This is a genomic window from Rhodoferax sp. ZS1R25, from assembly GCF_056521335.1.
The window spans coordinates 868702-891563 of sequence record NZ_JBWMAZ010000001.1; the positions used below are offsets into that span (position 1 = coordinate 868702).

Annotated in this window: 22 protein-coding genes and 1 pseudogene; 10 read left to right on the plus strand and 13 right to left on the minus strand. The window is 64.4% G+C overall.

Going from position 1 to position 22862, the window contains the following annotated elements:
* Positions 1-75: 75 nt before the first annotated feature.
* The gene (locus tag AC097R_RS04100; protein WP_479596343.1) at positions 76-1077 is read right to left on the minus strand and encodes a Bug family tripartite tricarboxylate transporter substrate binding protein; all 1002 of its coding nucleotides are present in this window, start codon (positions 1075-1077) and stop codon (positions 76-78) included.
* Positions 1078-1187: 110 nt separating this feature from the next.
* The gene (locus AC097R_RS04105; RefSeq protein ID WP_479596344.1) at positions 1188-2105 is read right to left on the minus strand and encodes a LysR family transcriptional regulator; all 918 of its coding nucleotides are present in this window, start codon (positions 2103-2105) and stop codon (positions 1188-1190) included.
* A gap of 124 nt (positions 2106-2229) precedes the next feature.
* Here AC097R_RS04105 and AC097R_RS04110 point away from each other — a divergent pair, with 124 nt between their 5' ends.
* From AC097R_RS04110 to AC097R_RS04145, 8 genes are all read left to right on the plus strand, one after another.
* Positions 2230-2940 carry a substrate-binding domain-containing protein gene (locus AC097R_RS04110; protein WP_479596345.1) on the plus strand — a complete coding sequence of 237 codons (711 nt, stop codon included), beginning with the start codon at positions 2230-2232 and terminating at the stop codon, positions 2938-2940.
* 31 nt (positions 2941-2971) lie between these two features.
* Entirely contained in the window at positions 2972-4000 is a 1029-nt protein-coding gene (locus AC097R_RS04115) for an amidohydrolase family protein (RefSeq protein ID WP_479596346.1), read from the plus strand.
* A gap of 301 nt (positions 4001-4301) precedes the next feature.
* Complete coding sequence (gene ligK / locus AC097R_RS04120; RefSeq protein ID WP_479596347.1) at positions 4302-4985, plus strand: 4-carboxy-4-hydroxy-2-oxoadipate aldolase/oxaloacetate decarboxylase; 684 nt, start codon at positions 4302-4304, stop codon at positions 4983-4985.
* Between the two features lie 9 nt (positions 4986-4994).
* The gene (locus AC097R_RS04125; protein ID WP_479596348.1) at positions 4995-5921 is read left to right on the plus strand and encodes an amidohydrolase family protein; all 927 of its coding nucleotides are present in this window, start codon (positions 4995-4997) and stop codon (positions 5919-5921) included.
* A gap of 1 nt (position 5922) precedes the next feature.
* Positions 5923-6372, plus strand: a complete 450-nt coding sequence (gene ligA, locus AC097R_RS04130) for a protocatechuate 4,5-dioxygenase subunit alpha (protein ID WP_479596349.1) — start codon at positions 5923-5925, stop codon at positions 6370-6372.
* Between the two features lie 4 nt (positions 6373-6376).
* A complete protein-coding gene (locus tag AC097R_RS04135; protein WP_479596350.1) occupies positions 6377-7243 on the plus strand; it encodes a class III extradiol dioxygenase subunit beta in 867 nt (288 codons plus the stop codon).
* Positions 7240-8199 carry a Gfo/Idh/MocA family oxidoreductase gene (locus AC097R_RS04140; RefSeq protein WP_479596351.1) on the plus strand — a complete coding sequence of 320 codons (960 nt, stop codon included), beginning with the start codon at positions 7240-7242 and terminating at the stop codon, positions 8197-8199. The genes AC097R_RS04135 and AC097R_RS04140 overlap by 4 nt, the downstream gene beginning before the upstream one ends.
* A 150-nt stretch (positions 8200-8349) precedes the next feature.
* Positions 8350-8799, plus strand: a complete 450-nt coding sequence (locus AC097R_RS04145) for a DUF2721 domain-containing protein (RefSeq protein ID WP_479596352.1) — start codon at positions 8350-8352, stop codon at positions 8797-8799.
* Between the two features lie 15 nt (positions 8800-8814).
* Here the strand turns inward: AC097R_RS04145 and AC097R_RS04150 are convergent, their stop codons facing one another.
* Complete coding sequence (locus AC097R_RS04150) at positions 8815-10893, minus strand: molybdopterin-containing oxidoreductase family protein (protein WP_479596353.1); 2079 nt, start codon at positions 10891-10893, stop codon at positions 8815-8817.
* A gap of 76 nt (positions 10894-10969) precedes the next feature.
* On the opposite strand from AC097R_RS04150, the gene AC097R_RS04155 reads away from it, so the two are divergent.
* Positions 10970-12163 (plus strand): M20 aminoacylase family protein, encoded by a 1194-nt coding sequence (locus AC097R_RS04155; RefSeq protein ID WP_479596354.1) that lies wholly within the window; start codon positions 10970-10972, stop codon positions 12161-12163.
* Between the two features lie 39 nt (positions 12164-12202).
* Entirely contained in the window at positions 12203-12814 is a 612-nt protein-coding gene (locus tag AC097R_RS04160) for a hypothetical protein (protein ID WP_479596355.1), read from the plus strand.
* 8 nt (positions 12815-12822) lie between these two features.
* Here the strand turns inward: AC097R_RS04160 and AC097R_RS04165 are convergent, their stop codons facing one another.
* The 10 genes and pseudogenes from AC097R_RS04165 to AC097R_RS04210 all read right to left on the minus strand — a co-directional run bounded on the left by AC097R_RS04165 (position 12823) and on the right by AC097R_RS04210 (position 22631).
* Entirely contained in the window at positions 12823-13602 is a 780-nt protein-coding gene (locus tag AC097R_RS04165; protein WP_479596356.1) for a type III pantothenate kinase, read from the minus strand.
* A gap of 45 nt (positions 13603-13647) precedes the next feature.
* A complete protein-coding gene (locus AC097R_RS04170) occupies positions 13648-14085 on the minus strand; it encodes a rhodanese-like domain-containing protein (RefSeq protein ID WP_479598090.1) in 438 nt (145 codons plus the stop codon).
* Between the two features lie 183 nt (positions 14086-14268).
* Positions 14269-14760 (minus strand): annotated as a pseudogene (locus AC097R_RS04175) (MBL fold metallo-hydrolase); the annotation flags it as partial.
* Between the two features lie 97 nt (positions 14761-14857).
* On the minus strand, positions 14858-15625 hold the full coding sequence (locus tag AC097R_RS04180; protein WP_479596357.1) for an Lcl C-terminal domain-containing protein: 768 nt from the start codon (positions 15623-15625) through the stop codon (positions 14858-14860).
* Positions 15626-15635: 10 nt separating this feature from the next.
* Positions 15636-16814: a Gfo/Idh/MocA family protein gene (locus tag AC097R_RS04185; protein WP_479596358.1), complete on the minus strand. Its 1179-nt coding sequence runs from the start codon at positions 16812-16814 to the stop codon at positions 15636-15638.
* Positions 16811-17824 carry a sugar phosphate isomerase/epimerase family protein gene (locus AC097R_RS04190; RefSeq protein ID WP_479596359.1) on the minus strand — a complete coding sequence of 338 codons (1014 nt, stop codon included), beginning with the start codon at positions 17822-17824 and terminating at the stop codon, positions 16811-16813. Before AC097R_RS04190 ends, AC097R_RS04185 begins: the two co-directional genes overlap by 4 nt.
* 118 nt (positions 17825-17942) lie before the next feature.
* Entirely contained in the window at positions 17943-18905 is a 963-nt protein-coding gene (locus tag AC097R_RS04195) for a substrate-binding domain-containing protein (protein ID WP_479596360.1), read from the minus strand.
* Between the two features lie 60 nt (positions 18906-18965).
* A complete protein-coding gene (locus tag AC097R_RS04200; protein WP_479596361.1) occupies positions 18966-19955 on the minus strand; it encodes an ABC transporter permease in 990 nt (329 codons plus the stop codon).
* Positions 19936-21432, minus strand: a complete 1497-nt coding sequence (locus AC097R_RS04205) for a sugar ABC transporter ATP-binding protein (protein WP_479596362.1) — start codon at positions 21430-21432, stop codon at positions 19936-19938. The genes AC097R_RS04200 and AC097R_RS04205 overlap by 20 nt, the downstream gene beginning before the upstream one ends.
* Positions 21429-22631 carry an ROK family protein gene (locus AC097R_RS04210; protein WP_479596363.1) on the minus strand — a complete coding sequence of 401 codons (1203 nt, stop codon included), beginning with the start codon at positions 22629-22631 and terminating at the stop codon, positions 21429-21431. Before AC097R_RS04210 ends, AC097R_RS04205 begins: the two co-directional genes overlap by 4 nt.
* Positions 22632-22862 lie beyond the last annotated feature (231 nt).

A 22862-nucleotide genomic window follows, 5' to 3' on the forward strand; every position in this document is an offset into this window, starting at 1 on the left:
TGCCTTTGCCATTGCTTCCGCAGGTGAGGCTTTCAGCCTGACGCAAGCATGGCAATGAGGTACCGAAGGGCCAACTTAGTCCGCCTTTACCCGCCCATTGCTCAGCACGGGCTTCCAGCGCGCAATCTCGCGCACGATGAGCTTGCCAAAGTTGGCCGGGGTATCGGGTGTGGCGATGGCACCTTCGGTGTTCAGCCGCGTCTTCAGCTCCGCGCTGTTCAGCGCGAGGTTGATCTGGGTGTTGAGCTTGGCCACGATGTCGGCCGGTGTGCCGGCTGGCGCCACCACGCCGTACCACTGGTCGGCCTCAAAACCGGCAAAACCAGACTCGGCCACCGTGGGCACGTCGGGCAGGGCGTCCATGCGCTTGGGGCTGGAGACGGCCAGCGCCCGCATCTGCCCGGCCTTGACCTGGTTGATGACCGCCGGTGCGCCGGTGAACAGCACCTGGATTTGCCCGCCCACCAGGTCAGTGACCGCAGGCGCCGTGCCGCGGTAGGGAATGTGCAACAGTGAGGTATCGGTTTGCAGCTTGAAATATTCGGTGGCCAGGTTGGCCGCGCTGCCGTTGCCGCCCGAGCCGTAGTTCAACTGCCCGGGCTTGGCCTTGGCCAGCGCCACCAGTTCTTTCACGTTCTTGGCGGGCACGCTGGGGTGCACCACCAGCACGTTGGGCACGCGCGCTACCCAGGCCACGGGCGCAAAGCTCTTGATCGGGTCGTAGGGCAGGTTGGGGTAGAGCGAGGGGTTCACCGCCAGCGTGCCGATGTGGCCCATGAGCAGGGTGTAGCCGTCGGCTGACGCCTTCGCCACCTTGTCGGCCCCGATGGAGCCGCCCGCACCGGGCACGTTGTCAATCACCACGGGCTGGCCCCAGGCCTCGTTGAGCTTCTGGCCAATGGCGCGCGCCAGGATGTCGGTGGAGCCGCCGGGGGTGAACGGCACTACCAGGCGAATGGGCTTGTTGGGGTAGCTGGCCGCCACAGCCTGTGCGCTGGCCATCTGTGCATGAAATAGGCCGCTAGCCACCGCCACTATTGCGCAGGCAGCTATGAATTTGTGAGTGGTGATGGGCATGCGCCGGGTCTCCTGTGGAATTCTTCTTGGATTCACAGTGTGTGGGCGCTGCCCCACCAGCGGCAAGCTGGCTCGCGCCATACCAGCTATGCTGAAAACAGCGTGGCTGGCTAGCGGTGGATGGCCTTGAGCACCACCTGGCTCACCACGTCCATGGCCTTGCGCTGGGTTTGCGTGGTGGGACGGCGGGCTGACCACACCAGCATCAGCTGGCTCATGATGCGCGGGCTGTGGATGGACTGCACGGTGAAGGTCTCGGGATTGTCGAAGTTGCTCAGCGTGTAGCTGGGCAGTACAGCGTGGCCCATGCCTTCCTTCACCAGGTTCAGAATGGCGTTCAGGCCATCCACCTCCAGCAGCACATCGGGGCGGCGGCCAATGGCCATCATCTCGCCCTCGATGAGGATGCGAAACGCGTTGGGCCGGCTGGGCAGGATCAGCGGCAGGTCGGCCACTTCCTTGAGGCTGATGGCTGGCGCCGCCTTGGTCTTCTTGCCACCGGCGCCGGGCTGCGGGTTGTGCGAGATCAGCGAGAGCTCGTCTTCGTCCAGCGTGCTCATCTCCAGCTCGGTACTTTGGCCGGGGTTGTAGAGCACGGCCATGTCCAGATTGCCCAAGCGCAGGCCCTCGTGCATCTGCACCGAAAAACCCTCGGTCAGCGTCAGCTGGGCCTGCGGTAAATGCTCGCGAAACGCCAGCACCAGCGGCACGGTAATGAGCTTGGACAGGCTGGGCGGCAGGCCGATGGAAACCCGCCCGGCCAGCGCGCCGCGCGCCGCGCCCAACTCTTCGCGCGTGAGCTGCACCTGGTGCAGGATGCCGCGTCCGTGCTCCAGCAGCAGCTTGCCGGCCTCGGTGGGCACGGCGCCCCGGCCATTGCGCGTCAGCAGGTTTTGCCGCAGCTCCACCTCCAGCAGGCGAATCTGCCGGCTCAGCGCGGGTTGGGCCACGTCCAGCGAGATGGAGGCGCGCGTGAAGCTGCCCAACTCGGCCACCCGCACAAAGTACTCCAGCTGTTTCAGGTCCATGGCGGGTCTCCAAATGGGGATGTGGCTTCAGCGAATAGCTGCTCGCCGATTATGCCAATTTGAGATAGCTGCTAGTGGGGTGTTTGCCTTATCAAACCCCCAGCCGCAGACCAGAATAGCCACCATGCCAAGCCCTACGCCTTCCTTGCCCGTCACCTTGCGCGGCATCTCATCCATGGCCACGCGCCAGCTGCTGGCTGAGCTCGCTACGGCCTACGCCCAGCGCACGGGGGTGGTGGTCGAGGTCGAATCGGTGGGCGGTGTAGATGCGGCCAAACGCGTGCAGGCCGGCGAGCCGTTTGACGTGGTGTTTCTGGCCTCAGACGCCATCGATAAGCTGGCGGCCGCAGGCCGCGTGCTGGCCGACAGCAAGGTGGACCTGGTGCACTCCGGCGTGGCCGTGGCCGTGCGTGCTGGCACAGCGTTGCCCGACATCGCGTCTGAAGACGCCGTGCGCCAGGCCGTGCTGGCCGCCCGCAGCCTCAGCTATTCCACCGGGCCCAGCGGCGTGGCCCTGGCCCAACTGTTCGCGCGCTGGGGCATTGCCGATGCGATCCAGAGCCGCATCGTGCAGGCGCCGCCCGGTGTGCCCGTGGGCACCTTGGTAGCCCGTGGCGAAGTGGCCTTGGGTTTTCAGCAACTCAGCGAGCTGATCCACGTGGACGGCATTGCCATCGTCGGCGCGTTGCCCCCCGCCATCCAGATCACCACCACGTTTTCAGCCGGTGTTTGTAGCAGTTCCACGCACGCAGAGGCGGTGCGCGATCTGCTGGCTTTCATAGCCTCGGTGGACGCCGCAGAGGCCAAGCAGCGCCAGGGTATGGAACCGGCCTGAGCACCCCACACAAGATTCAAGGAGACACCCCATGATCATCGACTGCCACGGCCACTACACCACCGCGCCCAAGGCGCTGGAGAACTGGCGCAATGCGCAGATTGCCAACCTGAACACCCCCGAGCTGGGCCCCAAGGTGGCCGACCTGAAGATCAGCGATGACGAGCTGCGCGAGACCATTGAGCAGAACCAGCTGCGCCTGATGAAAGAGCGTGGCTCCGACCTCACCATCTTCAGCCCACGCGCCAGCTTCATGGCCCACCACATTGGCGACTTCAATGTCTCCAGCACCTGGGCCGCCATTTGCAACGAGCTGTGCTTCCGCGTGAGTGAGTTGTTCCCCGACAACTTCATCCCCGCGGCCATGTTGCCCCAGAGCCCGGGCGTGGATCCCGCCACCTGCATCCCCGAGCTGGTGAAGTGTGTGGAGCAGTTCGGCAATGTGGGCATCAACCTGAACCCCGACCCTAGCGGCGGCCATTGGAATTCACCGCCCCTGAGCGACAAGCAGTGGTTCCCCATCTACGAGAAGATGGTGGAGTACGACATCCCCGCGATGATCCACGTGAGCACCAGCTGCAATGCTTGCTTCCACACCACCGGTGCCCACTACCTGAATGCCGACACCACGGCTTTCATGCAGTGCCTGACCAGCGATCTGTTCAAGCAGTTCCCCACACTCAAGTTCCTGATTCCCCATGGTGGCGGCGCTGTGCCCTACCACTGGGGGCGTTTTCGCGGTCTGGCGCAGGAGCTCAAGAAGCCGCTGCTGGAAGAGCATTTGCTCAACAACATTTACTTCGACACCTGCGTCTACCACCAGCCTGGTATCGACCTGCTCAACACCGTGATTCCGGTGAAGAACGTGTTGTTTGCGTCCGAGATGATTGGGGCGGTGCGTGGCATTGATCCGCAGACGGGCCACTATTACGACGACACCAAACGCTATATCGAGGCGTCGAAGATTTTGAGCAACGAGGATCGGTTTGAGATCTACGAGGGGAATGCGCGGCGCGTGTTTCCTCGGTTGGATGCTGCGTTGAAGGCCAAGGGGCGGTAGGTCTGCTTGCTTGGTGTGGAGGCGCGGGGTGGTTGGGCGTTTTGCTGCGTGTCCCCCGCCCGCTTTGCGGGCTCCTCCTTGACCTTCACAAAACGCCCAACCACCCCACGCCTTGTCCGCGTGATTGGATTGGTGACGAGAAAGCAAACGCCCTTCGTAGCGGCGGAGTAGGGGTGAGTGCCGCAGCGAAGTCAAGGAGGAGCTCGCGCAGCGAGCGGGGGACATGAGCGGAGGCACTCTCCCCTGATCCGCCGCGGGCCCAGAAGAAACAGAGCCCAGAAAAGATTTAGGAGAAACAGAAATGTACGAACTAGGCGTTGTCTACAGAAACATCCACCGAGCCGACCGCTCAGCCGCAGATGGCCTGGCTGCCCTGGGCTCCGCCACCGTGCACGAAGCCATGGGCCGCGTGGGCCTGCTCAAGCCCTATATGCGCCCGATCTACAGCGGCCAACAGGTGTCTGGCACCGCCGTCACCGTGCTGCTGCAGCCCGGCGACAACTGGATGATGCATGTAGCGGCAGAGCAGATCCAGCCTGGCGACATCGTCGTAGCTACCGTCACCGCCGAGTGCACCGATGGCTACTTCGGTGACCTGTTGGCCACCAGCTTCCAGGCACGTGGCGCACGTGCGCTGATCATTGACGCCGGTGTGCGCGATGTGAAAGAACTGCAGCGCATGGGCTTCCCGGTTTGGAGCAAGGCCATCAGCAGCAAGGGCACCATCAAGGCCACGCTGGGCTCGGTGAACATTCCCATCGTCTGTGCCGGCATGCTAGTGACGCCGGGTGACGTGATCGTGGCCGATGACGATGGCGTGGTCTGCGTGCCCGCCGCACGCGCCGCTGCCACGCTGGACGCCGCACAAAAGCGGGAGAGCTTTGAAGGCGAAAAACGTGCGAAGCTGGCTGCCGGTGTGCTGGGGCTGGACATGTACAAGATGCGCGAGCCACTGGCTGCAGCGGGCTTGAAGTACATCGACTGAGGTCACACCATGAGCAAACCCACTTCTGGTGATTTCACCAAAACCGCTGGCTGGATGGACTGGTACACCGGCCCGGCCAAGCCCACCTTCAAGCTGCCCGCGGGCGCGGTGGATGCACACTGCCACGTGTTTGGCCCGGGGGCAGAGTTCCCCTACGCGCCAGAGCGCAAATACACGCCGTGCGATGCCTCCAAGCACCAGCTGTTTGCACTGCGCGACCACCTGGGGTTTGAGAAAAACGTCATCGTGCAAGCCACCTGCCACGGCGCCGACAACCGTGCCATGGTGGATGCGCTTGTGCACAGCCATGGCAAGGCACGTGGCGTGGCCACGGTCAAGCGCAGCGTGACCGACGAAGAGATCCAGGCCATGCACGACGCGGGTGTGCGCGGCGTGCGCTTCAACTTCGTCAAGCGCCTGGTGGACTTCACGCCCAAGGACGAGTTGCTGGAAATTGCCAACCGTATCGCGAAGTGGGGCTGGCATGTGGTGATCTACTTTGAAGCGGTGGACCTGCCCGAGCTGTGGGACTTTTTCACCGCGCTGCCGACCACGGTGGTGGTGGACCACATGGGGCGCCCCGACGTGTCGCTGCCCGTGGACGGACCGCAGTTCGCGCTGTTTGAAAAGTTCATGCGCGAGCACACCAATGTATGGAGCAAGGTGAGCTGCCCGGAGCGACTCAGCGTGACTGGCCCCAAGGCACTGAACGGCGAACAAAACGCCTACCGCGACGTGATCCCGTTTGCCCGGCGCATCGTGGAGCAGTTCCCCGACCGCGTGTTGTGGGGCACTGACTGGCCGCACCCGAATCTCAAAGACCACATGCCGGACGACGGCCTGCTCGTGGACTTTATTCCGCATATTGCGGTGACACCGGAATTGCAGCGCAAGCTGCTGGTGGACAACCCCAACCGCCTGTACTGGAAAGACTGATATGTCACTCGATAAACCCTACCAGGACATTCCTGGCACCACGATTTTTGACGCAGAGCAAAGCCGCAAGGGCTATTGGCTCAACCAGTTCTGCATGAGTCTGATGAAGGCCGAGAACCGCGAACGTTTCAAGGCCAACCAGCGTGCCTATCTGGACGAGTGGGCGATGTCGGAAGAGCAGAAACAGTCCGTGCTGGACATGGATCTGAACCGCGCCATCAGCCTGGGCGGCAATATCTATTTCCTCGCCAAGATTGGCGCCACACATGGCCGCAGCTTCCAGCAGATGGCCGGCAGCATGACTGGCATGACCGAAGAGGAATACCGCGCCATGATGATTGGTGGCGGCCGTTCGGTGGAAGGCAATCGCAAACTCGGTGAAGACGGCACGGCCCAGCCACATCGCCAACCCCAAGGCCAACATTCCGCCGTTGGTGGCAAGAAAGACTGAACCCATGGCCAAAATTACCGCCTCTGTATTTACCTCGCATGTGCCCGCCATTGGCGCGGCCATGGACCTGGGCAAGACCCAGGAAGACTATTGGAAGCCCCTGTTCGCGGGTTATGACTACTCCAAGCAGTGGATGAAGGACAACAAGCCCGACGTGATCATCCTGGTCTTCAATGACCACGCCACGGCTTTCAGTCTGGACATGATTCCCACATTCGCCATTGGCACGGCTGCGGAATACATCCCCGCGGATGAAGGCTTTGGTCCACGTCCCGTGCCCAAGGTACAAGGCCACCCGGACCTGGCCGCGCACATCGCGCACTCCGTCATCCAGCAGGACTTTGACCTCACCATCGTGAACAAGATGGACGTAGACCACGGCCTGACCGTGCCACTCTCGCTGATGTGCGGTGAGAAAGACCCCGCGCGCGACGCCTGGCCCTGCCCGGTGATCCCGTTTGCGGTGAACGTGGTGCAGTACCCCGTGCCCAGCGGCCAGCGCTGTTTCAACCTCGGCAAGGCGATCCGCAAGGCCGTGGAAAGTTATGACGAAGACCTCAATGTGCACATCTGGGGCACGGGCGGCATGAGCCACCAGCTGCAGGGCGCACGTGCCGGGCTGATCAACCGCGAGTGGGACAACGCCTGGCTGGACCAGATGATTGCCGACCCCGCTGCCTGCGCCGCCACCCCGCATATCGACTACGTGCGAGAAGCCGGCAGTGAAGGCATTGAGCTGGTGATGTGGTTGATTGCCCGCGGCGCCATGGCCGATGTGGCCGGTGGCCCTAAGCCCACGGTCAAGCACCGCTTCTACCATGTGCCCGCCAGCAACACGGCGGTGGGACATTTGATTTTGGAGAACACATGAAGACCATCAAAGTCGCCCTCGCTGGCGCAGGTGCTTTCGGCATCAAACATCTGGACGGCATCAAGAACATTGATGGCGTCGAAGTCATCTCGCTGATCAGCCGTGACCTGGAAAAAACCAAAGAAGTTGCTACCAAGTACGGCATTGGCCACGTCACCACCGAGCTTGCCGATAGCCTGGCCCTGCCGGAGCTGGATGCGGTGATTCTGTGCACGCCCACGCAAATGCACGCCGAGCAAACTCTGGCCTGCCTGAAAGCCGGCAAACACGTGCAAGTAGAAATTCCGCTGGCCGACAGTTGGGCGGGCGCCGATGCCGTGGTGGCTGAGCAGAAGAAGACTGGGCTGGTGGCCATGTGCGGCCACACGCGCCGCTTCAACCCCAGCCACCAGTATGTGAACGAGCAGATCACCGCGGGCAAGTTCAACATCCAGCAGATGGATGTACAGACCTACTTCTTCCGTCGCACCAACACCAATGCGCTGGGTCAGGCTAGATCCTGGACCGACCACCTGCTGTGGCACCACGCGGCCCACACCGTGGACCTCTTTGCCTACCAGGCCAACAGCCCCATCGTGCAGGCCAACGCCATCCAGGGCCCCATCCACCCGGTGCTGGGCATTGCCATGGACATGAGCATCCAGCTGCGCGCCGCCAATGGCGCCATCTGCACCTTGTCCTTGAGCTTCAACAACGATGGCCCCCTGGGCACCTACTTCCGCTACATCGGCGACACGGCCACCTACCTGGCCCGCTACGACGATCTGTTCACCGGCAAGGAAGAAAAGATCGACGTGAGCCAGGTCGCAGTCAGCATGAACGGCATCGAGTTGCAAGACCGCGAGTTCTTCGCCGCCATCCGCGAGGGCCGCGAACCCAACTCCAGCGTGGGCCGTGTGCTGGACTGCTACCGCGTGCTGAACCAGTTGGAACAGCAACTGGCACAACAGAGCTAGCCCGTTGCCGGGCCGCCCCAAGACGGGCTGGCCCCCTTGGGGGGCAGCGACCCGCGCAGCGGTGGAGCGTGGGGGCGCTTAATCGCAGACCTACAATGCAACGCCATGCGGGCATCTGCCTGCAGGGCGTTTTCATTGAGGTGTGCATACATGGCTTTTCCCCTGGACCCTGACACGGTTTCTCACGGCATCCAGCTCTCGGTAGCTCCGGTGTTTTTGCTCACTGCGGTGTCCGGCATGATCGGCGCGGTGGCGGGCCGGCTGGCACGCATCATTGACCGTGCACGCACCGTAGAGCAGCACATCAAGCACCAGACCCACCCCGAGGAAACGGATGCCAACTATGCCGAGCTGGCCGAACTGCGCACCCGGGGCTTGCTGGCCAATGCCTGCATCGCCTTGCTCACGCTGTGCGGCATCCTAATCGGGGTCACCATCATGGTGCTGTTCCTGGGCGAGACGATTGACTTCCCTGGCCTGCGCATTTCCATTTTCACGTTTCTGGGCGGTGTGGGCTGCTTTCTGCTGGCGCTGCTGTGCTTTATGGCCGAAACGCTGATCGCCACACGGTTGCTCAACTTCGGCAACAAGCGGCACTAGGCCGCGGTTGCTGCGTCAGAGGCTCTCTACTTCCACTGCGCAGTCGTAGAAGGTGGGCGCACGGCCCATGTCGGTCAGGCGTTGGCTGGTCAGTTCGTTCACATTGGTGCCGTCGCGGCCCAGCTTGCGCCACCATACCCCCAGCCCGTTCACTACGCCGGGCCGCGCCCGGTCCGACACGCGGGCCACGCATTCGTAGGCGCCGCGCGCGTTGAACACGCGCACCACGGCACCGTCTGCAATCTGGCGTGCGGCGGCATCGCTGGCGTGGATTTCCACCAGCGGCTCGCCTTCCACATCGCGCAGGCTTTTCACATTCACAAAGGTGGAGTTGAGGAAGTTGCGCGCAGGCGGCGAAATCATCGCCAGCGGGTAGCGTGCGTCGGCCCCTGCGGGTTCGTAGTTGGGGACGAAGTCAGGCAGGCCATCCTGGCCTTGGCGAGCCAGCCGCTCACTAAAGAATTCGCACTTGCCGCTAGGGGTAGGGAAGTTGCCTTCGGCAAACGGCGCCTCGGGCACGGGCAGCGGTGCAAAGCCACGGGCCAGCAGAGACGCAAAGTCCACCTTGTTGCCAAAGGCGGTGCGGCACAGGCTCTCGTCGCTCTCCTCAAACACCGCCTCGGTGTAGCCCATGTGGCGCGCCAGGTCGCGGAAAAATTGCGTGTTGGTGCGGGCCTCGCCCAGCGGGGCGATGGACGGACGGTTCAGCAGGATGTCGGTGTGGCCGTAGCTGCTGTGCACGTCCCAGTGTTCCAGCTGCGTGGTGGCAGGCAGCACATAGTCGGCGTAATCGGCCGTGTCGGTCTGGAAGTGTTCCAGCACCACGGTGAACAGGTCTTCGCGCGCAAAGCCTTGCACCACTTTGGTGGAGTCGGGCGCCACGGCCACGGGGTTGCTGTTGTAGACGATGACCGCCTCCACGGCGGGGCCAAAGGCCTCGCTGGCGGGGCGCAGCAGGTCGTCGCCAATCGTGCTCATATTGATGGTGCGCGGGGTGCGACCTGCCAGCAACTCCGGGCGCTCCAGCGCAGCCGCCTGTACCGGCACATAGCCCGAGCTGGACAGCAGAACGCCACCGGCACGATGGCGCCAGGCGCCGATCAGCGCAGGTAGGCAAGCAATGGCGCGCACGGCGTTGCCACCGCCGCGGGTGCGCTGCAGCCCATAGTTCATGCGGATGGCGGCGGGCTTGCCCTGCTTGCCAGCTTCGCCATAGTCACGCGCCAGCGACACCACCTGTTCCGTAGTGATGCCGCACACCGCTGCGACGCGCTCGGGCGGCCACTCCAGTGCGCGGGCGCGCAGGGCCTCCCAGCCGACGGTGTGTTGTGCGATGTAGTCGTGGTCCAGCCAGTCGTGGGTAATGAGCTGGTGCATCAGCCCCAGCGCCAACGCGGCATCGGTACCGGGCAACAGCGCAATGTGCTCGTGGCATTTTTCGGCGGTCTCGGTGCGGCGCGGGTCGATGCAGATCACCTTGGCGCCATGGCGCTTGGCGGTTTGCACATGGCGCCAAAAATGCACATTGCTGCCAATCGAGTTGCTGCCCCAAATCAGAATCAGTTGCGAATCGGCAAAGAACTCCACCCGCGTGCCCACCTTGTTGCCCAGGGTCTGGTTCAGGGCCTCCGCCCCGGCCGATGCGCAGATGGTGCGGTCCAGGCGCGAGGCGCCCAGCTTGTTGAAGAAACGGGCCGCCATGCCCTCGCCCTGCACGCGCCCCATGGTGCCTGCGTAGCTGTAGGGCAGGATGGCCTCGGCACTGCGGCCACCGCGGTTGGCAATCTGGCCCAGGCGCTGCGCAATGTCGGCCAGCGCAGCCTCCCAGCTCACGGGCTCAAACTGGCCGCTACCTTTGGGGCCTATGCGGCGCAGCGGTTGCAGCACGCGCTCGGGGTGGTAAGTGCGTTCGGTGTAGCGCGACACTTTGGTGCACAGCGCGCCGTTGGTGGCGGGGTGGTCGGCGTTGCCCTGTACCTTGATGGCAATGCCGCCCTGCACAGTAACCACCATGGAGCAGGTGTCCGGGCAGTCGTGGGGGCAGGCGCCGAGGACTTTGTGTTCGGGCGCGGGGGACGAATTCTCTGGGTGCATGGCTCTACTTTAGCGAGTCTGGCCAGGGCCTGCCGTGGGGCGGTGCACAATCCATGTCCTTGCTGGAGTTCTCCCCATGAAACTGCTAGATCCCATTGTTGCCAATACCCCCCAAATTGCTGCCTTGCGCCGTGATTTGCACGCCCACCCTGAGCTGTGTTTTGAAGAGGTCCGCACCGCCGACCTGGTGGCCGCCAAACTGACCGAGTGGGGCATTCCCATCCACCGCGGCCTGGGCACCACGGGCGTGGTGGGCATCGTTAAGGCAGGCACCTCGAGCCGTGCGCTGGCGCTGCGCGCCGATATGGACGCGCTGCCCATGCAGGAGTTCAACACCTTTGCCCACACCAGCCAGCACCCCGGCAAGATGCACGCCTGTGGCCACGACGGCCACACCGCCATGCTGCTGGGCGCGGCCCAGTACCTGGCCCAGCACCGACACTTTGATGGCACGGTGTACCTGGTGTTCCAGCCGGCCGAAGAGGGTGGCGGTGGCGCACGCGAGATGATCAAGGATGGCCTGTTTGAGCAGTTTCCGGTGGAGGCCGTGTTTGGCATGCACAACTGGCCTGGCATGCGGGCCGGCACCTTTGCCGCCAGCCCGGGCCCGGTCATGGCGTCCAGCAACGAATTCAAGATCACCATCACCGGCAAGGGCGGCCACGCTGCCATGCCGCACAACGCCATCGACCCCGTAGTGGTGGCCTGCCAGATGGTGCAGGGCTTCCAGACCATCATCAGCCGCAACAAAAAGCCGATCGATGCGGGGGTCATCTCGGTCACCATGATCCACACCGGCGAAGCCACCAATGTGATCCCCGACCACTGCGAGATCCAGGGCACAGTGCGCACCTTCACCCTCGAGGTGCTGGACATGATCGAGCAGCGCATGCGCGACCTGGCCCAACACACCAGTGCGGCTTTTGGCACCACCTGCGCGTTTGAGTTCGTGCGCAACTACCCGCCCACCATCAACGCGCCGAAGGAGGCCGAATTCGCCCGCAAGGTGATGGCCAGCATCGTGGGTGACGAGAATGTGCTGGCGCAAGAGCCCACCATGGGCGCCGAGGACTTTGCCTACATGCTGCAGGCCAAACCGGGCTGCTACAGCTTCATTGCCAATGGTGATGGTGCCCACCGCGACATGGGCCACGGTGGCGGGCCTTGCATGTTGCACAACCCGAGCTACGATTTCAATGACGAACTGCTGCCCCTGGGTGCTACCTACTGGGTGCGGTTGGCAGAACAATGGCTCGCGCCGCAGCCCTGAAATACGTATGATCCAGAGAAAATGTAACGGGAGGTCAGCATGACCAATTGGAGTGAACTCAGTCCCCGAGAGCATCCGCCTGGTCTGCCCCGGGCGACCCAGCGGCAGCTGCAGGCGGGCGATACCCGTTACACCTTTGTCCACGACGATCTGGAGATCGACGACCCCTCGCTGGACATCAGCGGCCGGCATTTCGCCTCGCCGCGCGACTACGGCTTCAGCATCCGCGGCTTTCAGGGCGGCAAAACCGCCTGGGCGCGGGACTTTGCCAACGGCACCATGCTGGTGGTCAATGCCGATGGCCAATCCCATGTGCTGTCGCCACGGGCGCCTTCGCGGGTGCTGTTCGTGGCCCGCGACGGCACGCTGCTGCAAGACACGGGCCTGGCGTCACGGGCCCCGCAGCGCGCCCCTGATCTGGCGACTATCCGTCTCACCCTGACCGCGACCGTGGATTTGCAGGGCGAGTCGCCAGAGGCGGCGCGCGCCTTGCTCATGCGCATGGTGGACCGGGCTGTGTTGGCAGGCGCCTTGCCGGGCGAGCCCGATGTGCGCGTGGTGGAGCACGCCTTCGAGGGCAGCGCCGTGCTGTCCGTGGACAGCAGCCCCGGCTCTACCCACACCGACTTCTCGCAGTTGCTGGACCTCTAGGCCCGGCGCTAGGCCTGCACCGCAGGCTGGTAGCGGCCTTGGGCCATCTGCAGCAGGCCGTCAAAAATCAGGTTGTCCACCAGCTCAAACGGCCGTGTCATGCTGGGCGCCATCTTCCAGCCTGCGCCACCGGTCATGATGCATTTGGGCTCTGCACCGCAGTGGGCACTTACATGTTGCACCATGCGTTCCACCGCGCCGGCAATGGCATAGGTGCCACCGCTGGTCAGCGCGTCGCTGGTGTTGGTGGGGAATTCGCGCACCTCGCCCGTGGGCACGTGCAGGCCGGCCGTGCCCGATTCGAGCGCGCGCAGCATGATGCCGTGGCCCGGCAAGATCAGGCCGCCCAGAAACTTGCCCTCGGCGTCAATCGCCTCCACGGTCACCGCAGTCCCCACCATCACCACCACCATGGGGCGCGGTGCGCCCTGGGCCCGCATGCGGTGGTAGGCACCAATCATGGCCACCCAGCGGTCCGCGCCCAGGCGGGTGGGGTGGTCGTAGCCATTGCGCAGGCCGGCCTCGCCCTCGCTGGACACCACCCACTGCGGGATGACCTCCCAGGCGTCCATTTGCTCCTGCACGCGGCGCTTGACCGCATCGCCGGCCACCACGCAGCCCAGCACATGGCGGGGCGCCTGCAGGCCACGCCAGCCGCCATCGCCGAGCTTGTCGATGTTTTCCAGAAACTCGGCGCCTTGGGCCAGCAGGGCGGCCCCGGGCTGCGGGCTGGCGTACTGGGCCCACTTCAGGCGGGTGTTGCCGATATCCAGCGCAAGAAAGGTCATAGCGTTGTTTTTGTCGAGTTGTCTCTGGGCGGTATTGTGCGGGCTTTAGCCCTGCCGCCAGGGCAGGCCGCGCAGGCGCCAGCCGCCGCGGTGGCCGCGCTGGGCATTGGCATCGGGGTCGCCCTCAAAGCCTTCGAGGATGTTGTAGGCCTCCAGGCCCAGCTCGGTGGCGCGCTTGGCAGCCGCAATGGAGCGCACACCGCTGCGGCACAGCAGCACCACTTTGCGGCCCGCGGGCACGGCGGCCTGCAGGCCCGCATCGAACTGCGGGTTCATCGCCATGCCGGGCCACTGCTTCCAGGCCAGGGCCACGGCGCCGGGCACAAAGCCGACCCACTCGCGCTCCGCATCGCTGCGCACATCCACCAGCACGGCCTCGCCTGCCTGCCACCAGGCGCAGGCCAGCTCGGCGCTCACATCGCCCGCATAGCCGGTGGCGGCCTGGGCCGCGGTGGCACCGGCACTGCCGGCGTCGTGGCGCACGCCCGAGCTCAGGTTCGCGGGCACGGCCTCGTCGATGCGGCGTGGGCGTGGCAGGTTCAGGCTGTCCATGGTGGCCACGAACTCGGCCAGCGTCTTGCCAGCCACGCGGGCGTTGCTGGTTTTCTCGGTGCCAATGGTGGTGCGGGTGCGGCCCTGGTAGTCGTGGGCTGGCCACACCGTGGTGGCTTCGGGCAGGGCAAACAGTACGTGGGTGATGCTGCGGTACAGGTCTTCGGCGCTGCCGGACTGGAAATCGGTGCGGCCGCAGCCGCCTATCAGCAGCGTGTCGCCGGTGAACACATGGTCGCGCCAGGTAAAGCTCATGCTGCCGCTGGTGTGGCCGGGTGTGTGCAGCGCGCGCAGGGATTCGGCGCCAAAGGCCAGCGTGTCGCCATCAGCCAGCTGCACGGCGGCGGTGCCAATGCCGCAGCCCGCGGGTGCGGCAGTCTTGGCGCCGGTGTGCTCGGCCAGCAGCGCGGCGCTGGTAATGTGGTCGGCGTGGGCGTGGGTCTCGACGGCCCACTGTAGCTTGAGGCCGTACTGGCGCAGTGTGGCCAGGTCGCGCTCCAGCTGCTCGTCCACCGGGTCCACGATGAGCGCATCGCGGCTCGCCTCGTCAAACAGGATGTAGGTGTAGGTGCTGGACGCCGGGTCGAAGAGCTGGATGGGTTGCATGGCGGGGCGGGTCGGTAGACAGGTAGCGAGGTGCTACCTGTTTCGCGCCACTGTACTGGATTTGGCCCCGGCCGGGCCAGGCGATGCGCCCGTGGGTCTAGGGCCCGTTGCGCACCAGCCGAATCGCGTAGTTGGCGGACGTCGCGTCGCCAAACGCATCACCGGCACCGGCAAAGTACACGTACCACACGTAGTTGTCGCGGTGCGGGTAGGCCGAGGCGGTCCAGTACCCCGTCGGTGCAGTGTTGGGGAACTGTTCCAGATCAATCGTGGCGCCGCCCTTGTTGATGCTGGTCAGGGGTTTGAGTTCGGTGGCCGTGGGCAGGCGCCAATCATTAAAGCCACACAGCCCTGCAGTGTTCACCGCATCCACATAGGCCTGGGCATTGCAGCTGCCAGCCGTGGGCAGGCCGGAGCAACGGCCTCCGGCCGGTTGGCCTGCATCGGCCAGCCCGAGGGCATTGGCGGCAAAACTGTAGGTGTGGTCTACGTGGCGCAGGTGTTTGGCACCAGGGCCCCCCGCGGTCTCTTCGTTGGTCTTGGCCTCCCACCAAAGCCCGCTGACGTTGTCGCGCAGGCAATCCCACTGTGTGCCTTCGGCCTCGGTCCCCGCACTGCGCCACACGGCGTCTTGGTGCGTGAGGACCGCGCCGCTGCGGCCTATGCGTGTGAAGTCAAACCCCGCCAGGCCCTTTTTGAGCGCGATGGCCGCCGTTGGGCTGGCCACTGGCGCCCGGTTCCATAGCTTGCTGATACGGGCAGTGATTCCCGTCGTCGATGACAGCAGGCCGGCCGCATAAGCCAGGCCCAGGCCAACCACCAGGGCCAGTGCAAGACCCCAACGCTTTGGGTTTGAAGTTTTCATGCTGAGCGCCTTACACGTTCGTCCACTTGGCCGTGCTGCGCGACGATTCCAGCACTTTTTCAATGAAGTGCACGCCGCGGGCGCCGTCTTCCACGCGCGGGTAGTCCGTGGCCAGCGGGTCGGCGGCCATGCCCTGCAGGCGAGCGCGGATGTCGGCGGCCACGCCCAGGTAGACGTTGGCAAAGGCTTCGATAAATCCCTCGGGGTGGCCCGAGGGCAGGCGCGACGCCCGCACGGCCGCTTCACACAAGCCCGTCGATGCGCGGGTCAGCGTGCGCGGCGGGCCGTCCAACGGCGCATGCAACAGCTGGTTGGGGTTCTCCTGGCACCAAACCAGGCTGCCCGTGGTGCCGCTCACGCGCAGGCGCAGGTCGTTCTCGCTGCCGGTGCAAATTTGCGAGGCGATCAGCACACCGCGTGCCCCGCCCTGCAGGCGCAGCAGCATGTTGCCGTCGTCGTCCAGCGTGCGCCCCGCGCCCATGGCGCTGAGGTCGGCGCAGAGGGATTCAATCTGTAGCCCGGTGACGGTGCTCAGCAGGTTTTCGGCATGCGAGCCGATGTCGCCCATGGCGCCTGCGGCGCCGCTCAGCGCCGGGTCCACGCGCCAGGCGGCCTGCTTGCTGCCGCTGTCTTCTACCGCCGTAGCCAGCCAGCCCTGGTGGTACTCCACGACCACCTTGCGCACCGTGCCGATGGCGCCGCTCTGCACCATGTGGCGCATCTGGCGCACCAGCGGGTAGCCGGTGTAGTTGTAGGTCACGCCAAACACGGTGCCCTGTTTCTTTACCGCGGCCACCAGGTCGCGCGCCTGCGCGCCGGTGTGCACCAGGGGCTTGTCGCACAACACATGGAAACCCGCCTCCACAAACGCCCGGGCCACGGGGTAATGCACATGGTTGGGCGTGACGATGGAGACAAAATCGATGCGGTCCTTGGGGCCCCGGCGCAGCTCGTCGGCCAGCAGCTCTTGCCAGCTGCCGTGGTTGCGGTCGTCGGCCAAAAACAGGTCGCGGCCCGAGGCACGTGCCTTGTCGGGGCTGCTGGAGAGGGCGCCGGCCACCAGCTCGATCTGGCCATCCAGCGCGGCAGCCTTGCGGTGCACGCCGCCAATGAAGGCGTCGCGGCCACCGCCCACCATGGCATAGCGCAGGCGGCGTGGCGGATGGGAAGCGTTGGAGGCAAATGTCATGGGGCTTGTTGGTCTTTGGCGAACACGGCGTCAAACGCGCCGGCGGCCGGTTTGAAATCCAGGCGCTTGCAGAAGGCCGCGCTCTCGGTGGCGCCGTGTTCGCGGTCCATGCGGCTGTCTTCCCACTCCACGCTCAGCGGGCCCTGGTAGCCCACGTCGTTGAGGGCGACGATGATGGATTCGAAATCGATCATGCCGCGGCCCACGCTGCGGAAGTCCCAGGTGCGGCGGGCGTCGCCAAAGCTGGTGTGGCCGCCAAAGGTGCCCACGGTGCCGTCACCCTTGCCCCACCAGGCGTCCTTCATGTGGGCGTTGAAGATGCGCGGGCCAAAGGTGCGGATGAAGCGGATGTAGTCCACACCCTGGTAAGCCAGGTGGCTGGGGTCGAAGTTGAAGCCGAAGCGGGGATGCTGGTTCACCGCGGCCAGCGCGCGTTCGCTGGTGGCAATGTCAAACGCGATCTCGGTGGGGTGTACTTCCAGCGCGAAGTTCACGTCCACCGAAGCGAACACATCGAGGATGGGCGTGAAGCGTGCGCCAAAGTCGGCAAAGCCCTTGTCCCAGTAGGCCTGGGTGGTGGGAGGGAAGGCGTAGATGGAATGCCAGATGGAGGAGCCGGTGAAGCCGGTCACGGTCTTCACGCCAAATTTTGCGGCGGCGCGGGCGGTGTCTTGCAGCTCGGCGGCGGCGCGGCGGCGTACACCTTCGGGGTCGCCATCGCCCCACACATGGGCAGGCAGGATGGACTGGTGGCGCTCGTCAATGCGGTCGCACACGGCCTGGCCCACGAGGTGGTTGCCAATGGCCAGGCACTGCAGGCCGTGGCTGGCCAGCAGAGCGTGCTTGTCTTGCACGTAGGTGGAGGAGGCCAGTGCCTCCTGCACATTGAAATGGTCGCCCCAGCAGGCGAGCTCCAGGCCGTCGTAGCCCATGCGTTTGGCCATGGGGGCCAGCTCGGCCAGGGGCAGGTCGGCCCATTGGCCGGTGAACAAGGTGACAGGTCTTGCCATGGAGATGCTCCAGAAAAAGGGAGAGGAGGCCTGCGGCCACCCGCTATGCTTTTAATAGCTGCTTGCGCAATGTTAGCGGGGGCTACAGGCCTATTTCGTCAATAAAACACCGGAATACTTAGAACGGAGAGTCTGGGAAGTAGAAGTTCTTGGCGCTTTCCTTGGTGATCAGCACCGACGGAATGATGGTGGTCGCAGGCAGCTTGGCGCCCTTCAGGCGGGCTTCTGCGGTCATCTTCACCGCGTCGTAGATGAACTTGGGCGAGTAGGACACGTTGGCCTGGATGCGGGCGTCGCTGCCGTCCATCAGGGTCTTGATGGAACCCTTGGCACCGGCACCGCCGAACACCAGCTTGATGTCGGTACGCTTGGCCTGGTCGATAGCCTTAAGCACGCCCACCGACATGTCATCATCCGCCGCCCAGACGGCGTCGATGTGGGGGAAGCGGGTCAGGTAATCCTGCATGACCTTGAACGCATCGTCGCGGTTCCAGTTGCCGTACTTGGCGTCCAGCACCTTGATGCCGGGGAAGGCCTTCAGGCCGCCGTTGAAGGCGTCGTTGCGTTCGTTGTCCACGTTGGACGCAATGCCGCGCAGCACCACTACATTGCCCTTGCCGCCCAGTGCCTTGCCGATGTAGGCAGCCGGTACTTCACCAAAGGTGGTGTTGTTGGGGGCCACATAGGCGTCCTGTGCGCTGGTGTCGGTCAGGCCGCGGTCCACCACGGTCACGTACACGCCCTTGCCCTTGAGCTGGGCCACAGGCTTGGTCAAAGCGGCCGATTCAAAGGGCAACACCACCAGGGCGTTGATCTTGTTCACGGTCAGCAAGTCTTGCAGCTGGTTGGCCTGTTCGGGCGAACCGCTGGCGGTCTTCACAATCACTTCCAGGCCGGGGTTGGCTTTTTCCAGCTCGGCCTTGGCCTGGTTGGCCCAGAACACCACGCCTGCCATGAAGCTGTGCGTCGCGGCCGGGATGGACACGCCCAGCACGACCTTCTCGGCGGCGAAGCTGGCATTGCTGCCCAGAGCGGCCAGGGCCACGGCGGTCAGTGCGAGTCTGCGTGTGATTTTTTTCATTTCAGTTGTCTCCTAAGGTGCAGGTTAAAAAAACAGCGGTTGCTGTGGTTGGGGGAAAACTTATCGCTTCGAGCGCTGCATGAAAGCGACGGCGATGATCACGATGCCCTGCACCGCAGCGTTCAGGTACACGCTGATGATGCTGGTCAGGTTGAGAATGTTGCTGATGACAGAGAGCAGCACCGCCCCCACCACCGTGCCGGTGATGGTGCCTGCGCCCCCCTTGAGTGCGGTGCCACCCACGATGACGGCGGCAATGGCTTCCAGCTCCCACAGCAAGCCCGTGGTGGGCGATGCCGAACCCAGGCGCGGCACATAGAGCAGCGTGGCAATGCCCACGCACACGCCCAGCAGCACATAGGTCAGCACCTTCACGCGGTCCACATCCACGGCGGCGTAGCGCGCCACCTGTTCGTTGGAGCCAATGGCCTGCACATAACGGCCAAAGGTGGTGCGGTTCAGGATCACGCTGCCCAGCAGCGCCACCGCCAGAAACACCCACACGGGAATGGGTATGCCCGCCAGGCTGCCGTAGTACACCGGGCTGTAGATGTCGGTCAGGTCGTTGTCCAGCGTGATGGCCCCGCCATTGGAGAAGTAGGTCAGGTAGGCGCGGAAGATGCCTAGCGTGCCCAGCGTCACGATGAAGGGCTCGATGCGTCCCTTGGTGATCAAGAGGCCGTGCGCCAGGCCAAACGCGGCACCCAGCACCAGGGCCAAGGCCATGCCCAGCACCACCGTGCCCACGGGCGAGCCCAGCTTGGGCGACAGGTAGTTCATCGCCAGAATCACACTTCCCGCAATCAGCGCGGCCATGGAGCCCACGGACAGGTCAATGCCGCCGGACACGATCACAAAACACATGCCCACGGCAATGATGCCGATGAAGGCCGTGCGCGTGAGCACGTTGGTGATGTTGTCCACCGTGGCGAAGTTGCTGTTGAGCAGCGTGCCCACCACGCACAGCAGCACCAGGCCGATCACCGGGCCCATGCCCTGCAGTTTGGCAAGCCACTGGCTAGCGCTTGTCTTAGTGGGTTCCTGTGGCATGGGCGATGAGCTCCTCTTCGGTAAGTTGTTGGGATTCCAGAACGGTTTGCAGCCGGCCCGCACGCATCACCGCGACGCGGTGGCACAGGCCAATGAGCTCCATGAGTTCGCTGGAAATAATGACGACGGCCAAGCCCTGGCTGGCCAGCTTCTGGATGAGTAAATAGATGTCGCGCTTGGCGCCCACATCCACGCCGCGCGTGGGTTCGTCCAGCACCACGACCTTGGGGCCGGGGTGCAGCACTTTGGCCAGTGCCACCTTTTGCTGGTTGCCGCCCGACAGGCTGGATGCCTTGATGTGCAGGCTGCCGGTGCGGATGCCAAATTCGTCCACCGCGCCGGCCAGCGCCTGGTCTTCGAGCGCGGGTTGCAGCCAGGGCGTGGCGTAGCGCTCGAGTGCCATCAGCGTCAGGTTTTCGCGCAGGCCAAAGTTCACATGCAGGCCCTTGCCCTTGCGATCTTCGCTCAGGTAGGTCAGGCCCAGGCGCACGGCGTCGCGCGGGTTGCGGATGGTCTGCATGCGGCCTTGCAGCTCCACCGTGCCTGCTGTGCAGGCGCGCAGGCCCATGATGCCTTCGAACAACTCGGTGCGGCCCGCGCCCACCAAGCCGGCAAAACCCAGAATCTCACCCGGGCGCACTTCAAAGCTCACGTCCTGCGCCCAGCCCGGCACGCACATGTCCTGCACACGCAGCGCGGGCGTGGTAGCCGCGGGTGCTGTGGCCTTGGGCGGGTAGAGGTCGGCCAGTTCGCGGCCCACCATGAGGTTGGCCATTTGCTGGCGACTCAGGCTGGCCGTGGGCTGCTGGGCCACACAGCGGCCGTCGCGCATCACCACCACCTGGTCGGTCATGCGCTCCACCTCGTCCAGCTTGTGCGAGATATAGACCAGGGTCACGCCTTCGCTTTTCAGCTGGCGCATCAGACCAAACAACCGTTCGGTCTCGGTCGGGGTCAGCGTGGCCGTGGGCTCGTCCATGATCAGCAGGCGGGCCTTGCGCAAGAGTGCGCGCGCAATCTCCACCAGCTGTTTTTCGGCCACGATCAGGTCCTTCACCCGCGTGTTCACATCCGCCGTCAGCCCCACCTGGGCGACGGCTGCCTGCGCCTCGGTGCGCATGGTCTCTTCGTCCAGCAGCAGGCCGCCCCAGCCACGTTTCTTCTCGTGGCCCAAGAACAGGTTTTGCGCAATCGTCAGGTCCTCAGCCAGGCTGAACTCCTGATGGATCAGCACAATGCCCTGGGCCTCGGCGTCGCGCGAGCTGGTGAAGCTCTGCACCGCACCGTTGATCAGCAGGCTGCCGCCCGTGGCAGGCTCAAAGCCGGCCAGTATCTTCATCAGCGTGGACTTGCCCGCGCCGTTTTCACCCAGCAGACCCAGCACCTGGCCCGTGGGCAAGGAGAAGTCCACCCCGTGCAGCACCTGCACCGGGCCAAAGGACTTGGTGGTCCCGCGAAATTCAATATTCAGGCTCATGCAGTGGCCTTTCGGTGTTTCAAAGTCTCTTGCATGGCCAGCACGCCGGCGCCCACCACGCCGGCGCGTTCGGCCAAGGGTGTGTACTGGATCTCCAGGTGCCGCGTGGACAGGGCCAGTGAGCGCTGGTACACGCTTTGCCGCACCGAGGCCAGCAGCTGCGGCCCCGTGCGCGTGAGCCCGCCGCCAATGAACACATGCGAGGGGTTGAAGAAGTTCACCACCGAGGCCAGCATCTGCCCAATGCGGTTGCCCGATTCCTGGATGATGCGGTTGGCCGCGGCATCGCCATTGCGGCTTGCCTGGCCCACCAGCTCCGGCGTGATCACGCCGTTGGCTTCCAGCGAGGCGGCCAGCAAGGGGCTTTCGCCCGAGGTGGCGGCTTCCGTGGCCGAGCGCACGATGGCGGGAGCCGCGGCCATCACTTCCACACAGCCTAGCTTGCCGCAGTGGCAGCGCGGGCCGTCCACGTCCACACAGATATGGCCCACATCGCCGGCCGAGCCATTGGCCCCGCGGTACACCTCACCATGGCAGACGATGCCGCAGCCAATGCCGGTCCCCACCTTGATGACCAAGAAGTTTTGCAGGCCGCCCTGCAAGCGCCACAGCTCACCCAGCGCCATGAGGTTCACGTCGTTGTCCACAAACACCGGGGCGCTGTACTCCTCGCGCAGGTAGTCGCGGATGGAGAAGCTGTCCCACTCGGGCATCAGCGGCGGGTTCACCAGTTGGGCGCTCTCAAAGTCCACCGGGCCGGGCACACCCATGCCAATGGCGATGACCTGCTTGGCGGTCACGCCGCACTGGGCCAGCAGCTGGCGCATCAGCACGCGCAGGCGGGCCAGCACCACGCCAGGGCCGGTGCGCACGTCGGTGGTTTCGGTGTGGCGGGCCAGAACGGTCAGGTCCGGGCGCAGCACGGCCACGTCCAGGCTAGTGGCGCCCAGGTCCACGCCTACCAGCACGCCCAGGTCGGGGCTGAGCTTGATGGTCTCGGGCCGGCGCCCACCGGTGGAGCCGCGCAGGCCGCTCTCTTCCAGCAGGCCCACGTCCAGCAGGCCCGCGATCAGGTTGTTGGTCTTGCTCTTGGAAAACTCCAAGCGGTCGGACAGGGCGAAGCGCGAACTGCCCTCGGACCAAAAAATGGCCTGCAGCAATGCGGTCTCGTCCAAAGACAATTCGTCCCAGGGTGCCAAAGTCTGTCTCCTGTATTTTTTCGTTCCACCCATCGTCTGGCTCGGGGTGGTGGCGAATCGTAGGGGGGGTGCTTCAGCCAGACAAGATCGAACTTAGACCAAATTCAGGTCGAAGTCACGCACATTCGGACCGGGTAAATGCGTAAGCCTGGGTTGGGATGGATGGTTTACAGTTGACGTTTACGTAAACGTCAATTCGTCGCCTTTTGCCGTTTTTATGCCCTTTTTTGC